The sequence below is a fragment of the Streptococcus pseudopneumoniae genome (genome assembly GCF_001072665.1).
Classification (GTDB): Bacteria; Bacillota; Bacilli; order Lactobacillales; family Streptococcaceae; genus Streptococcus; species Streptococcus pseudopneumoniae_S.
Window position 1 is genome coordinate 1 of the sequence record NZ_JVJI01000125.1, and the last position, 15,286, is coordinate 15,286.

10 protein-coding genes are annotated in these 15,286 nt (G+C 39.8%); 3 read left to right on the plus strand and 7 right to left on the minus strand.

The window, feature by feature from the left end; all coding sequences use genetic code 11:
* Positions 1-103 precede the first annotated feature (103 nt).
* Positions 104-2,209 carry an ATP-dependent Clp protease ATP-binding subunit gene (locus ADH52_RS08225; RefSeq protein WP_049510902.1) on the minus strand — a complete coding sequence of 702 codons (2,106 nt, stop codon included), beginning with the start codon at positions 2,207-2,209 and terminating at the stop codon, positions 104-106.
* A gap of 469 nt (positions 2,210-2,678) precedes the next feature.
* A complete protein-coding gene (pflB, locus tag ADH52_RS08230) occupies positions 2,679-5,003 on the minus strand; it encodes a formate C-acetyltransferase (protein ID WP_033686339.1) in 2,325 nt (774 codons plus the stop codon).
* A 238-nt stretch (positions 5,004-5,241) separates the two neighbouring features.
* Between pflB and dinB the strand changes: the two genes are divergently transcribed.
* Entirely contained in the window at positions 5,242-6,303 is a 1,062-nt protein-coding gene (gene dinB, locus ADH52_RS08235) for a DNA polymerase IV (protein WP_049510903.1), read from the plus strand.
* Between the two features lie 32 nt (positions 6,304-6,335).
* On the opposite strand, the gene ADH52_RS08240 is transcribed toward dinB, so the two are convergent.
* Positions 6,336-7,181 (minus strand): undecaprenyl-diphosphate phosphatase, encoded by an 846-nt coding sequence (locus ADH52_RS08240; RefSeq protein WP_049510904.1) that lies wholly within the window; start codon positions 7,179-7,181, stop codon positions 6,336-6,338.
* A gap of 61 nt (positions 7,182-7,242) precedes the next feature.
* The gene (locus ADH52_RS08245; RefSeq protein ID WP_049510906.1) at positions 7,243-9,132 is read right to left on the minus strand and encodes a DUF2207 domain-containing protein; all 1,890 of its coding nucleotides are present in this window, start codon (positions 9,130-9,132) and stop codon (positions 7,243-7,245) included.
* A gap of 138 nt (positions 9,133-9,270) precedes the next feature.
* Between ADH52_RS08245 and ADH52_RS08250 the strand changes: the two genes are divergently transcribed.
* Complete coding sequence (locus ADH52_RS08250) at positions 9,271-10,836, plus strand: ABC transporter substrate-binding protein/permease (RefSeq protein WP_049510907.1); 1,566 nt, start codon at positions 9,271-9,273, stop codon at positions 10,834-10,836.
* Positions 10,836-11,576 carry an amino acid ABC transporter ATP-binding protein gene (locus ADH52_RS08255; RefSeq protein WP_000189477.1) on the plus strand — a complete coding sequence of 247 codons (741 nt, stop codon included), beginning with the start codon at positions 10,836-10,838 and terminating at the stop codon, positions 11,574-11,576. The genes ADH52_RS08250 and ADH52_RS08255 overlap by 1 nt, the downstream gene beginning before the upstream one ends.
* A gap of 204 nt (positions 11,577-11,780) precedes the next feature.
* Here ADH52_RS08255 and ADH52_RS08265 read toward each other — a convergent pair whose 3' ends face one another.
* From ADH52_RS08265 to ilvC, 3 genes are all read right to left on the minus strand, one after another.
* A complete protein-coding gene (locus ADH52_RS08265) occupies positions 11,781-11,996 on the minus strand; it encodes a hypothetical protein (RefSeq protein ID WP_001130035.1) in 216 nt (71 codons plus the stop codon).
* A gap of 844 nt (positions 11,997-12,840) precedes the next feature.
* The gene (gene ilvA, locus ADH52_RS08270; protein WP_000952976.1) at positions 12,841-14,091 is read right to left on the minus strand and encodes a threonine ammonia-lyase IlvA; all 1,251 of its coding nucleotides are present in this window, start codon (positions 14,089-14,091) and stop codon (positions 12,841-12,843) included.
* 113 nt (positions 14,092-14,204) lie between these two features.
* Positions 14,205-15,227, minus strand: coding sequence for a ketol-acid reductoisomerase (gene ilvC, locus ADH52_RS08275; protein WP_000290683.1), 1,023 nt, complete (start codon positions 15,225-15,227; stop codon positions 14,205-14,207).
* Positions 15,228-15,286 lie beyond the last annotated feature (59 nt).

The window sequence follows — 15,286 nt, forward strand, 5'->3', positions numbered from 1 at the left end:
ATTTCATAATAAAAACACCCCAAAAGTTAGATTTTTTCTGTCTAACTTTTGGGGTGCAGTTCACTTTTGAACTGGTTCCTTTTTTTATTTTCAAAATCTTGATTTAGGCTTTTTCACGAATGACCAAAACACCATCTTCCATGTCAGCTTCTAGGTGTTTAGCATCAAGATTATCCAAGTGGAAATCTGTCACTTTATCTCGGATTTGTTGTTCAACCACACGACGGAGTGGACGAACACCCATAACTTCATCATATCCTTCTTCAGCCATGTATTCTTTAGCAGCTTCGCTCACTGCCAAGTCAATGTCTTTCTTAGAAAGCGTCTTGTTAACTTCAACCAACATAAGGTCCACAATCTTAGAAAGGTCTTCCTTAGTCAAGTGTGAGAACTCAATGACTGCATTAAAGCGGTTGAGAAATTCTGGACGGAAGAAAGGTTTCAAACGATCCATCAACTCTGGTTTGTCCGCATCTTCTGTCAAGTTGGCTTCATAGCCAAATCCAGCATTTGATGTTGCGATAATGACAGTGTTCTTGAAGTTTACTGTATTTCCTTGGCCATCTGTCAATCGACCATCATCCAAGACTTGGAGAAGAAGGGTAATGACTTGAGGATCAGCCTTTTCAATCTCATCCAAGAGAATGATAGAGTATGGATTGCGACGAACACGTTCTGTCAAGGTATTGCTATTGTCATCATAACCCACATAACCGGCTGTTGTACCGATTAACTTAGAAACGGCTGTGCGGTCACTGTATTCAGACATATCCAAACGGATGATCGCATCCTTGGTTCCAAACATATCAAGTGCCAATTGCTTAGCAAGCTCTGTCTTACCAACCCCAGTTGGTCCTACAAAAAGGAAGCTACCGATTGGGCGATTGCCTTCATCAAATCCTGCACGGTTACGACGGATAGCACGAGCCACTGCTTCTACTGCCTTATCTTGACCAATAACTTTCGTCTGCAAACGATGACCCATATCTTTCAAACGTTCGATGTCCGTAGCCCCCATTTGAGATACTGGAATACCGGTCATTCGTTCTACAGATTCAGCCACATCGTTGACACTTGCAGTCACTTTCATATCTTCTGTATGGTTTTCGATTTTCTTTTCCAATTCTGCAATGCGTGTTTTATAGTTTAGAGCTGCTTCAAAATCTTCTGCCTCAACTGCTTTTTCTTGCTTGTCTTTTTCTGCCTCAATTTCACGTTCAACAGCATGAACATCTGTTACTGGATGCTGAGCTGCCAAGTGAGCCGCCGTAACATCGACAAGGTCGATAGCCTTATCTGGCAAGCTACGTTGAGGAATGTATTGGACTGAATAATCTACCGCTGCTTTCAAGACTTCGTCTGGCAAGATGACATTGTGATGTTGTTGATAGAGATCACGAATTCCTTGAAGGATTTTATATGTATCCTCTGCTGAAGGAGCATTGACTTTGACTTCATTGAAACGACGAGCAAGAGCCGCATTCTTCAAGATGGTGTTACGGTATTCATCTTGAGTCGTTGCCCCAATAACGGTCAATTCCCCACGAGATAGGGCTGGCTTAAGAATATCCGCAAGTCCCTTAGAACCACTGTCACCTCCAGTAGATCCAGCACCAAGTATTTGGTGAATTTCATCAAAGAAGAGAATGATATTTCCCGCTTCTTTGACCTCATTGACTAAGTTTTGAACGTTTTCTTCAAAACTACCGCGGTATTGAGTACCAGCTTCAAGTCCAGAAATATCAATGGAAATAATTTCCTTATTCTTAATAGCAGCTGGAACATCACCATTCACAATAGCTTGTGCTAAGCCTTCGACAACTGCTGTCTTACCAACACCTGCGTCTCCAACTAAAACAGGATTGTTCTTGGTACGGCGTGAAAGGATTTCAGATGTTTCTTGAATTTCCTTGTTTCGTCCGATAACAGGATCCAGCTTACCCTCACGTGCTTCTGCTGTCAAGTTTCGACCCAGTTTAGCAAGGACACCATCTTGTTTCATACCTGAAGCCTGTTGTTTCATTTGTCCATCAGCTTCTGCATTTCCTGGCAATTGACCAGTTGCACGATAGTGAGCAAATTCCTCAGGTGTGACTTCACGTCCATTAATCAAGTAACGGCGATTTTCAGAACTGTATCCTCGCATACCACCCATCAATTGGTTAAATAAATCATCCATGTTGTTAAAATTATTAAAGTTGTTGTTCATATTCTTTACCTCTTTTTATTTACTTAGTTATGATTACTGATATTGACTATCTTTGACTTTTATTTTAAAAAATTTAGACTAGCTAAATCGCTACTCTACGTACTATTTCTGGTTTTTCTTTTTCAAGCAGGAGTAGACTATCTTTATTTCTGAAGATTTCTAGATTAAACATAGACACACCTCTTTCTATTTTACTTTAAATAATACTCTTCGAAAATCTCTTCAAACCACGTCAGCTCTATCTGCAATCTCAAAACAGTGTTTTGAGCAACCTGCGTCTAGCTTCCTAGTTTGCTCGTTGATTTTCATTGAGCATAAGTGTTCTAGTAAGGCTTTCATTTACCTTACGTTCATAATATACTACATTAGTCAGAAAAGGTCAAGAGATTTGACTTTAATTGACCAATAAATTTTACAAAAAGAAGAACTAGCTTTTAACTAGTCCTTCTTTGTATTATTTTATATAATCTTAATTCAATGCATCCAAGGCATCATCCATTGAAAGAACTTCGTGGAATACACGTTGTGTCAATTCAGTTTTTTGCTCTGGAGTGAGGTATTTAGTGTTTACACAGTATCCAGAGATACGTACGATAACGTCTTCACCTGACATGATTTTTTCGTAAACATCGTTCAAGTCCATAACATTCAAGTTAACGTGTTGTCCACCGTTTTCGAAGTAACCATCAAGAATTGTTACCAAGTTATCAACTTGTTCGTCACGAGTCTTACCAAGAGCGCGAGGTGAAACTTGAGTAGTCAATGAGATACCATCAGCTGCATAACTAAAGTCAAGGCTAGAAAGTGAGTTCAAGTTTTGCAACCACCCACCTTTAGCTTTATTAGATGGGTTAGCACCTGGTGAGAAGAATTCAAGTTTAGACAAGTTCACAGAACCATCTTCGTTGAGGTATACACCTTTGTGGACTGGTGAGTTACCAGTTTGTTTAGAGTAAGCAACGTTAGATGTGATTGTCAAAAGTGATACTGTAGCTTCAGCGTCTTTGTAAAGTTTGTGGCTACGTAGACGAGTTGTGTAAGCTTCGATCAACCATTCTGCCAATTCGTTTGAACGTGGGTCATCTTCACCCCAACGTGGGTATTCACCGATTGTTTCATAATCGTAGATGTAGCCATTTTCGTCACGGATTGGTTTAACTGTAGCATATTTGATAGCTGACAATGTATCAACAGTGTTAGCAAATCCACAGATACCAAATCCCATGTTAGCACGTTGTTTAGTTGGCAAGAAGGCCATTTGAACAGCTTCGTAGTTGTACTTATCAGTCATGTAGTGGATGATATTCAAAGCATCTACATAAGTGTCAGTCAACCAGTCAAGAGATTTTTCAAAGTTAGCTTTAACTGATTCAAATTCAAGAACTTCGTCACGAATTGGTTCGATGTCAAATACTTTGTAGTCTTTGTGAACATCGTCGTAACCACCGTTCAAACCAGTAAGAAGGGCTTTCAATACGTTTACACGCGCACCGAAGTACTGGATGTTGTGGCGTTGTTCTTCATTTTCTGGGTCAAGTGGAGACACACAGCATGAGATACAGCTCATTTCACCATATCCGTCTTTAGCCATTGTTGTTACACCTTCGTATTGGATAGAAGAGTGTTTGTGGCTCATGTGCATACAGTAGCGACGGAAGTTGTATGGCAATTTATCAGTCCAAAGAACTGTCAAGTTTGGTTCTGGAGAGTTACCGATGTTGTCAAGAGTGTTCAAGAAACGGTAGTCCATCTTAGTAACACGGTGACGACCGTCGTTACCCATACCAGCCATAGAAGTTGTGATGAAAGTTGGGTCACCTGAGTACAATTGGTCATAAGCTTTTGTACGAGCAAATTTAACTGTACGAAGTTTCATAACGAAATCATCAACGAATTCTTGGATTTCTGATTCAGTAAATGTACCACGAGCAAGGTCACGTTCTGCAAAGATGTCCAGTACGATTGGCACACGACCTAAAGATGTTGCAGCACCGTTGATAACACGGCAGACAGACATGAAGGCGATGTTAACCCATTGGATTGCTTCTTTAACGTTCATCGCTGGTTTGCGAACGTCAACTCCGTAAAGATCACCCAAGCGAACAACTTGTTGCAACGCTTGGTATTGAAGGTTGATTTCTTCACGAAGACGGATTGTTTCTTCATCGATTTCTTCGATTGCATTCCAGTCGTTTACTTTTTCTTGCATCAAGTAGTCTGCACCGTAAAGGGCAAGACGTGCGTAAACACCGATGATACGTCCGCGTGAGTATGCATCTGGAAGACCAGTTACAGTGTGAGCGTGACGAGCGCGACGAATGTTTGAAGTGTAAGCACGGAAGATACCGTCGTTAACTGTTGTTACATATTTAGTGAAGATTTCGTGAACAGCTGGGTCTGGTTCGTATCCATTTTCTTTCAAAGTAGTTTCAGCCATACGGATACCACCTTTTGGCATGAAGTTCAATTTGAAGAGTTCATCGTTTTGGATACCAAAGATAACTTCATTTTCTTTGTCGATAAATCCTGCAGGGATATCAGCAATAGATGTTGGACGAGTGTCCATTGGGAAACGAGTTTCTTCGTAGTGAGCCTTAGTTTCTTCTACAATCTTTTTGATGTGAAGTGAACGTTCTGTTGGTCCTGCAAGGAAGCTTTCGTCTCCATCGTAAGGTGTGTAGTTAGCTTGTACGAAGCGTGATACACTTGCTTTTTCTTTCCAATCTACGCCTTTGAAGCCTTCCCAAGCTTTGTCAAAAATATCTTGTGCTTCAACAACTGTCTTAACAACCATGTTAATGTCCTCTTTTTTCTTTCTAGTAACAGTCATCTGTTACATTCATGAGACAAGTATACCACACAGTAACCGATTTCAACAAGTGGAAAAGGCCTATTTTTACACTTTCTTTTCTAAAACAGTCTATATTTCGCCCTAAACTGTATTATATTTTTGAAAAAAATATACCCTTTTTTCCTTTTTTCAGAAAAAAGGGTATAATAAAAGAAAATAAGCTGTAAAAAAGGTGCTAGGTATGTTGATTTTCCCCTTATTAAATGATTTGTCAAGAAAAATCATCCATATTGACATGGATGCTTTTTTTGCTGCGGTGGAAATCAGGGATAATCCTAAACTCAGAGGAAAACCTGTCATTATCGGAAGCGACCCTAGGCAAACAGGTGGACGGGGAGTCGTTTCGACCTGTAGCTATGAGGCACGAGCTTTTGGTGTCCATTCTGCCATGAGTTCCAAGGAAGCTTATGAACGTTGTCCTCAGGCCGTCTTTATCTCTGGAAATTACGAGAAATACAAGTCTGTGGGATTCCAGATTCGTGCTATTTTTAAGCGCTACACAGATTTGATTGAGCCTATGAGTATTGACGAAGCCTATTTGGATGTGACAGAAAATAAACTCGGTATCAAGTCAGCGGTCAAAATTGCTCGCCTCATTCAAAAAGATATCTGGCAAGAACTCCATCTGACTGCTTCTGCCGGTGTTTCCTACAATAAATTCTTAGCTAAAATGGCTAGCGATTATCAAAAACCACATGGTTTGACAGTGATTCTACCTAACCAGGCTGAGGATTTTCTCAAACAAATGGATATTTCCAAGTTTCATGGAGTAGGAAAAAAGACAGTAGAACGTCTTCATCAAATGGGAGTTTTTACTGGCGCTGACCTACTTGAAGTCCCTGAGGTAACCCTAATAGACCGTTTTGGCAGACTGGGCTATGACCTGTATCGAAAGGCTCGTGGTATTCACAATTCCCCCGTCAAATCCAATCGCATCCGTAAATCAATCGGGAAGGAGAAAACCTATGGAAAGATTCTCCGTGCCGAGGAAGACATCAAAAAAGAGCTGACTCTTCTATCAGAAAGAGTCGCTCTCAATCTCAGTCAACAAGAAAAAGCTGGAAAAATTGTCATTTTGAAAATCCGCTACGAAGACTTTTCAACTCTTACCAAACGAAAAAGTCTGGCTCAAAAAACACAGGATGCTAGTCAAATAAGCCAAATAGCCCTGCAACTCTATGAAGAATTAAGCGAGAAAGAAAGAGGTGTCCGCCTGCTGGGGATTACCGTGACTGGATTTTAAAACCTTGAAGAGTTGACCCTTCAAGGTTTTTCTTATACAAATAAACGGACAAAGCTATACAGTAGCAAGACGCTACCGAGTACAATACGGTATTTACCGAAAAGGGTAAAGTCGTGTTTTTTCACATAGCTAGTCAAAAAGCGAATAGCCACCATGCTGACTGCAAAAGCTACTCCCATCGCAACCAAGAGCAAGAACAATTGCCCAAAGTCCAAGAGTTGTCCTGCTTTCACAAATTTGAAAATCTTTAAGGCACTGGCTCCAAACATAACAGGAATCCCTAAATAGAAGGTAAATTCTGTCACAACAGAACGACTAGTTCCATTCAACAAACCACCGACAATCGTTGCTCCAGAACGGCTTGTCCCTGGTAAAAGGGCAAGAACTTGGAAGAGGCCGATATAGAAGGCTGTCGTATAAGGAAGCTTATCCAACTCTGTTACACTTGGCTCGATAGCACGCACTTTATTGCGCTTTTCCAAATAGATAAAGGCAATCCCATAGATAATCAACATGAGAGCAACTGAAACCATATTATGGAAGTGAGTATCAAACCAATCATCAAACTTAAATACAGCAAGCAAAGGTAAAGTAGCTACAAGAACTTTAGACCACAGTTGCCAAGTTCGACGAACTTCCTGCTTGTCTTTACCCGGTTTAAAGGGATTGAGCTTATTAAAGTAAATCACCATAACCGCCAAAATCGCACCAAGCTGAATCACGACATTAAACATGGACATAAAGACTTCATTTTGATTTTGGTATTGGATAAATTCCTCTGCTAAAATCAAGTGACCTGTACTTGAAATCGGCAGCCATTCCGTAATTCCTTCAACAATACCGAAGAAGATAGATTTTAAAATTTCAATAAGATACATAGATTACTCCTTTTTTCTATCTTCCATTATAGCATATTTTTTTAGTCTGTGACAGTTCTCTTTAAAAGGCACCGATACTGCCACCGCCTCCACCTCCGGAGAAGCCACCGCCAGAACTTCCATTTCCAGAAGATACGGAATAGGTACTTGCTGTGTTTGCGATGCTGGCATAATGGCTCATTTGCGCGCTTGAATGATAAAACATACTATGCCAGCCATAAGCTACATAGAGATTGATATCTGGATTTTCCACTTGAATCTGATGAACCTTCATCAAATGACTAACCTTGTCCGCATAGCCAAATAAGGTCGCATATACCAAGAGGCGATTCCAGACCACAATACTTTCCAATTCAGCCTGATCCAATCGTGCAATCTCACGCAACATATTTTCAAAACTGGTCCAGAGATAGTAGACTTCTGCTCCTGCTTCATTTAGGACACCATCACGATTATCTAATCGAAGCTTCCAATAATAGAAAACAGCCAAAACCAAACCTAGAAAACCAAGTATTGGCAAGGGGATGTAAAGATAGCCATAAACATCCAAACTGTACAAGAACAAGCCAAATCCGATAAATAGGGGCAGGATAGTCAAAGCACCCATACCCACTTGCAAGACCTTTTCCCCACCAGTTAAAGGACGGTAGTAATCCGGAAGCCCCCAGAAGGTAACTCTATTTCTCACTCCTTCTTGCATCTCTTTCAATACTTCTTCAAAAGAAGATTTGAGCTGACGCCCCTTTGCTTGAATCCGTTTTTCATCAGAGACTTTTGCTCTACGATAAAGGCTATCAGATACCTTGTAATCCGCAAACAAATTGGAAAGAGTTTCTTCTTTTTTGCCTGAAAAAGCCAGATCTAGACAGTCTTTCTCAAAGCCTGACAAACCATCTTCTTTTACTAGCCTCAAACCAACTGCATCTCCTTCTGAAATGATAGAGACATTTCCACGGTCTATCACATCTAGCAAGGTAGCTTGAATAAGTTGATCAAAGGTGAATTTTCCAGCTCCCTTGACCAAGGGACTCACTTCCTCCAAGGAGGTAGAGTAGACAGCCTCTGATAAAACCATAGGCTCTAATTCCATTGGTGGTTCATAGATACGATGATTTTTGGAATATTTGACCGAAGGAGTGGTCTTTCTTCTATAAATAAAATAAAAGCAAATACTCAATAACAAGGAGATAGAAAGTATGGAAGGGAAGACCCAAGTAACGAGTTGTTTACTTTGCTCTTTTTCTTTAAAAATCGAGTCTTCTATCTTATTAAACTCTTCTAAACGATTGCCTTTCAATCCCTGATCCCTAGCGCTAGCAAAATCAGTTCGAGGCCAGTATGCATGCAATTCAACTCCACGCTTAGCCGGAAGATTGTCTAAACGGATAGTATAATCAAGGTTACTCTTTTCAATCGTTCCCTCTCTAAAAAGTTTCCCTGTATGGAAAAAGAGTTTTTCAGCCCCCTTATCTCCCCTTACATGAAATTCAAACTTTCCAATAGCCCCTGAACTATCTGTCAGAAGTTGCCAATTTAATTCAGCGATGTCATCATATAGAAAAAGCAAATTTTTTAAGTTCCAGACAAGGTCAACTTCAACTGTGTCGCCATCTTGACCTGGATTATAAACTTTAACAGTATAACCATCTGCTCCTTCTGTTACTTCGCTAGTAACATCTGTCAGTTCAGCACCGTTTTTCGCAGCCTGAACCTTCGGATGAGGGTCAATGTCAAATCCGCTAGGCATCTTGCCAGCACGTCCAAGTCCCACGATTTGGCCCTTAAAGTCCTCCTCAAACTGATAAACTATCTTTTGTCTAAATTCTGCCGTATTGTCTGCATGAATATACAAATCTCCTTGATAAGAGTTTATCTTGAAATCAATGGCAAAAACAGAGAGTGGAAGAAGGCAAAACAAGCCTAACACCAGTAAGAAAAAAGTTTTTTTCATCAACTAATCCCCCTTTTTATCTTTGCTATCATTATATCATTTTTTCTCAAGTAAGGGCTTACCTATATTGAAAAATAGAGTTTTTTTCGATAAAATAGGAGACAGTTATTTTTTAATAGATTAGAAATAGGAGAAATCATGAGAAAAATATACTTATCTATTTTCACAAGTCTCTTGCTGATGCTGGGACTTGTCAATGTTGCTCAAGCCGATGAATATTTACGCATCGGTATGGAAGCGGCATATGCCCCCTTTAACTGGACTCAGGATGATGATAGCAATGGGGCTGTCAAAATCGATGGGACTAACCAGTATGCTAACGGATACGATGTTCAAATCGCCAAGAAAATCGCTAAGGACTTAGGTAAAGAACCTTTGGTTGTTAAAACAAAGTGGGAAGGTCTAGTTCCTGCTCTTACTTCTGGTAAGATTGACATGATTATTGCAGGTATGAGTCCTACTGCCGAGCGTAAACAAGAAATTGCCTTTTCAAGCAGTTACTACACTAGCGAACCAGTTTTGCTTGTCAAAAAAGATTCTGCCTACGCAAGTGCTAAATCTTTGGCTGACTTTAACGGTGCGAAAATCACTTCTCAACAAGGTGTCTACCTTTATGACTTGATTGCACAAATCCCAGGTGCTAAAAAAGAAACTGCCATGGGAGACTTCGCTCAAATGCGCCAAGCTCTTGAGGCTGGTGTCATTGATGCTTATGTTTCTGAACGACCAGAAGCACTGACTGCTGAAGCTGCGAACTCTAAGTTCAAGATGGTTCAGGTAGAACCAGGTTTCAAAACTGGGGAAGAAGATACAGCTATCGCCATTGGACTTCGTAAAGATGACAACCGTATTAGCCAAATCAATGCCAGCATTGAAACCATTTCAAAAGATGACCAAGTTGCCTTGATGGATCGTATGATCAAAGAGCAACCTGCCGAAGCTACAACAACTGAAGAGACTAGCAGTAGTTTCTTTAGCCAAGTCGCTAAAATTCTTTCTGAGAACTGGCAACAACTATTGCGTGGTGCTGGTATCACTCTTTTAATCTCAATCGTTGGAACCATCACAGGTCTCATTATTGGACTTGCCATTGGTGTCTTCCGTACTGCTCCTCTATCTGAGAATAAAGCCATTTATGGCTTACAAAAACTAGTCGGCTGGATTCTCAATGTCTACATTGAAATTTTCCGTGGTACCCCAATGATCGTTCAATCGATGGTTATCTACTATGGAACTGCCCAAGCTTTCGGTATCAACCTTGACCGCACACTGGCTGCTATCTTCATCGTTTCGATCAACACTGGTGCCTACATGACTGAAATCGTACGTGGTGGTATTCTAGCAGTTGACAAGGGACAATTTGAAGCTTCGACTGCTCTTGGTATGACCCATAACCAAACCATGCGTAAGATTGTCCTCCCTCAGGTAGTTCGTAACATCCTACCAGCAACTGGTAATGAATTTGTCATCAATATCAAAGATACATCTGTATTGAACGTTATCTCGGTTGTCGAACTTTACTTCTCAGGAAATACCGTAGCAACTCAAACCTATCAATACTTCCAGACATTTACAATCATCGCCGTGATTTACTTTGTCCTCACCTTCACCGTAACACGTATCCTACGCTTCATCGAGCGCCGAATGGACATGGATACCTATACTACAGGTGCTAACCAAATGCAAACGGAGGATTTGAAATAATGACACAAGCAATCCTTGAAATTAAACACCTCAAAAAATCCTATGGACAAAACGAAGTGCTAAAAGACATTTCTCTGACCGTCCACAAGGGAGAAGTCATCTCTATCATCGGAAGCTCTGGAAGCGGAAAATCAACCTTCCTACGCTCCATTAACCTACTTGAAACACCAACTGATGGACAAATCCTTTATCATGGACAAAACGTCCTCGAAAAAGGCTATGACCTCACGCAATACCGTGAAAAGTTGGGGATGGTGTTCCAATCCTTTAACCTCTTTGAAAATCTTAACGTACTTGAAAACACAATTGTCGCTCAGACGACTGTCCTTAAACGCGAACGTACAGAAGCTGAAAAGATTGCCAAAGAAAACCTTGAAAAGGTCGGCATGGGAGAACGCTACTGGCAAGCGAAACCAAAACAACTCTCAGGTGGTCAAAAACAACGTGTGGCCATCGCTCGTGCCCTCTCCATGAATCCGGACGCCATTCTCTTTGATGAACCAACATCAGCTCTCGATCCAGAAATGGTTGGAGAAGTCCTCAAAATCATGCAAGATCTGGCTCAGGAAGGCTTGACTATGATTGTCGTAACCCACGAAATGGAATTCGCCCGTGATGTCTCTCACCGTGTTATCTTTATGGATAAGGGGGTGATTGCTGAAGAAGGCAAACCAGAAGACCTCTTCACCAATCCTAAAGAAGACCGTACAAAAGAGTTCCTTCAACGCTATCTCAAATAAAAAGAAAAGGCTGCATCAACCGTGCAGTCTTTTTGCTGTCCTCATACTCTTCGAAAATCTCTTCAAACCACGTCAGCTCTATCTGCAACCTCAAAACAGTGTTTTGAGCAACCTACGGCTAGCTTCCTAGTTTGCTCTTTGATTTTCATTGAGTATCAAAATGAAAAGGCAGACCTTATTCAAGAATCCGCCATTATCCAAAGATTAATCTTCAAATTTTTCATGATTTTTATCATAGAAATCAATTAAACCTAGAGCTGTTTCAAACGAAATATTTTTTACTTTTGCACGCCCCTGCGCTAGAGCAATGATAGACATTTCACGCGCATTCGTTTCTTTAGAGATACGGTAGCCTGTGATTTTCTTATCACGAACCCAGCCAACAACTGATTCTACTTTTTCAAAGTTTGACTTAGCCATGTCCTTCTCCTATTTTCTTCTTTACGATATTTAATTGTATACGTTTTTATGACTTTTGTCAATAAAAAAACATATATTCAATAAAATTAATGATTTATTTTTCTATTACTATCTTATTAAAGCCGATAATATATAGGTTTCCCCTTGCTATAAACCATTAGTAAATACCTTTAAAATAATTGTATTATTAACTCTTTTGTTTGTAAAATTATTCATACTTTGCAAATAGCAATTCTTGATAGATTAGACAGGTTTTATACTCAACTTTATTCTATTTACCTAACTTTAAAATAATATTTCTAATAGCAGAAGACTTGCTCTCCACACTATTACTAACTATTATTTCTCTTCTCCTTCTTTGATATTCTTCCTGCCTTTATAAGCACTTTTCACTTGATCAACTGGTACTATTTATTTACTTTATCAATATTCCTTTTTATTTCTTCAAACCTATAAAAAGATGAGTCGTTAGGAGACAATAGTATCCTATCTTCTAACATTTTCCACTGTTTTTATCTTCTTAGTATCTTATCACTCTTCTCAGTTAACTCAGTATAAGGTTTCTCATTAGTATTGATTATTTTTTCTAATTCCTATTATATTTAACCAAATTTCAGATTAGACATATATAAAATAGTGGATTCTAAAAATACTCCTTATATATAACAAGTAATTTTACTCTCTTACTATAAACTGAATCAAAAAATAATAGGTACTATAATGACTTGTGATAGAAATAGCGTAATCGATTTCCTAAGTCCATAGGAATCGCCCCCTTTCTTCACCCTCATTATAGCACCTATACATCAGTTGTGCAAATAATATGATATTTTTTTATTAGTCCTCAGACAAGCATATTATAGAGCGTTTCATTACCATTTAAGTTAATATAAGATGGATCAAAACCTTCCATTCGACGAATCAAGCCTGCATAATCATGCTTATCTGCCAAGGCAATCCCAATTAATACTGGTCCTGTCCCCTTGCTAGCTCGCTTAATATACTCAAAACGTGTGATATCATCATTTGGCCCCAAGATATCATTTACAAACTCACGCAAGGCCCCTGGACGCTGTGGAAAATTAACCACAAAGTAATGCTTGATCCCATCATAAATCAAGGCGCGCTCTTCCATTTCTGGCATACGGTTGATATCATTATTTCCTCCAGAAATGATACAACAAATGGTTTTCCCCTTGATATATTCAGCCAAAACCTCTAAAGAGGCGATACTAGCCGCTCCAGCAGGTTCTGCGACAATCCCTTGCTTAGAGTAAAGGTCAATCAATGTTTCAGAAATCAGTCCCTCATCGACACCTACTAAGGTTTGAACATGTTGACGAGTTGCTTCATAGGTCAATTGACCTACCTTTTGTACAGCAATCCCATCCGCAAATTTGTCAATTTCTTTGAGTTTAACAGGTCCACCAGCTTCAAAGGCGGCCTTCATGGAACGTGCCCCATTAGCCTCTACTCCGATAACTTCAATTTCTGGACTTGTTTCCTTGATATAGGTAGAAACCCCAGCAATGAGACCACCACCTCCAACAGGAACTAAGACAGCATCAAAATCAATCGATTCTTTTCGAGCTTCTTCTAAAATCTCATAAGCAACTGTTCCTTGACCTGCCTGAACATGGGCATCATCAAAAGGATCAATAAAAGTACGATTTTCAGAAACTGTAAATTCTTGAGCTGCTTTGGCTGAGGCATCAAAAGTATCTCCAACTAATTTAATAGTCACGAAGTCCCCACCAAAAAAGCGAACTTGACCAATCTTTTGTTGCGGAGTAGTAATTGGCATGAAAATAGTTGCAGGAATCTTCATTTCATTGCAAGTATAGGCAACTCCCTGCGCATGATTCCCCGCAGAAGCGCAGACTACCCCACGCTCACGTTCTTCCTTGCTGAGCTGGGAAATGGCATAATAGGCACCACGAATTTTAAAAGAGCGAACACGTTGGGCATTTTCTTTTTTCAAATAAATCTTAGCACCATACTTCTCCGATAAATAATGGTCGTAATCCAGTGGGGTATTCACAACCACACCATTCAAGACCTTGTGAGCCTTGATTATATCTTTTGAACTTAACATCATTTTCTCCTAGACTATCTCATACTATCACAATCCATCCTCTTAAAAAAGAGATGAATTGATTATAAAAGCGAGTTAGTCCCCCAACTCGCCTTCACCTTAATTTCTATCAATTAGTTATAGATTTTGAATGCATCATCGTCGTTTTTACCAACGAATGGCATTGCTTTACGCAATTCTGCACCAACTTTTTCAATTTCAAGGTTAGCTGCTTGTTCACGGTAAGCAGTCAATTTTGGACGTCCAGCTTTATAGTCATTTACAAAGTCATTTGCAAATTTACCATTTTGGATATCTGCCAAGACAGCCTTCATATTTTCTTTTACTTGTTCAGTGATTACACGTGGACCTGATACATAGTCACCGTATTCAGCAGTGTTTGAAATAGATTGACGCATTTTCTTGAATCCACCTTCGTAGATCAAGTCAACGATCAATTTCATTTCGTGAAGAACTTCAAAGTAAGCCAATTCTGGGGCGTAGCCTGCTTCTGTCAAGACTTCGAAACCAGCTTCGATAAGGGCAGTCAAACCACCGCAAAGTACAGCTTGTTCACCAAACAAATCTTCTTCAGTTTCTTCTTTGTAAGTTGTTTCAAGAAGACCTACACGAGCTGCTCCAACACCTTTACACCAGTCCATAGCAATGTTTTTCGCATTTCCTGTTGCATCTTGGTAAACTGCATAAAGAGCTGGAACACCAAATCCTTCTTCATAAGTACGACGTACCAAGTGTCCTGGTCCTTTAGGAGCACACATGAAGACATCTACATCTGCAGGAACTTTGATAAATTCAAAGTGGATGTTGAAACCATGGGCAAACCCAACTGCATTTCCAGCTTCCAAGTTTGGAGCGATTTCTGCTTCGTACAATTCTTGTTGGATTTCGTCTGGTGCCAAAATCATGATAACGTCAGCCAATTTAGTTGCTTCTGCTACTGTGTAAGTGTCAAATCCATCTTCTTTTGCTTTGTCAAAAGATTTACCTGGACGTACACCGATGATGACATCGCGACCTGAGTCACGCAAGTTTTGAGCATGCGCATGTCCTTGTGAACCATAACCGATAACGGCGATTTTTTTACCGTCAAGTGCTGCTACTTTAACATCTTTTTCGTATTCCATTTGAACTGCCATAGTTTTTCTCTCTTTTCTATTATTTATTGCCTTTTAGGCTGGTTTAACAAATTTAAGTT

Coding starts and splice junctions, on each gene's coding strand:
- dinB (WP_049510903.1), top strand. CDS start 5,242: ATGTTGATTTTCCCCTTATTAAATGATTTGTCAAGAAAAATCATCCAT.
- ADH52_RS08265 (WP_001130035.1), bottom strand. CDS start 11,996: ATGGCTAAGTCAAACTTTGAAAAAGTAGAATCAGTTGTTGGCTGGGTT.
- ADH52_RS08250 (WP_049510907.1), top strand. CDS start 9,271: ATGAGAAAAATATACTTATCTATTTTCACAAGTCTCTTGCTGATGCTG.
- ADH52_RS08255 (WP_000189477.1), top strand. CDS start 10,836: ATGACACAAGCAATCCTTGAAATTAAACACCTCAAAAAATCCTATGGA.
- ADH52_RS08240 (WP_049510904.1), bottom strand. CDS start 7,181: ATGTATCTTATTGAAATTTTAAAATCTATCTTCTTCGGTATTGTTGAA.
- ADH52_RS08245 (WP_049510906.1), bottom strand. CDS start 9,132: ATGAAAAAAACTTTTTTCTTACTGGTGTTAGGCTTGTTTTGCCTTCTT.
- pflB (WP_033686339.1), bottom strand. CDS start 5,003: ATGGTTGTTAAGACAGTTGTTGAAGCACAAGATATTTTTGACAAAGCT.
- ilvC (WP_000290683.1), bottom strand. CDS start 15,227: ATGGCAGTTCAAATGGAATACGAAAAAGATGTTAAAGTAGCAGCACTT.
- ADH52_RS08225 (WP_049510902.1), bottom strand. CDS start 2,209: ATGAACAACAACTTTAATAATTTTAACAACATGGATGATTTATTTAAC.
- ilvA (WP_000952976.1), bottom strand. CDS start 14,091: ATGTTAAGTTCAAAAGATATAATCAAGGCTCACAAGGTCTTGAATGGT.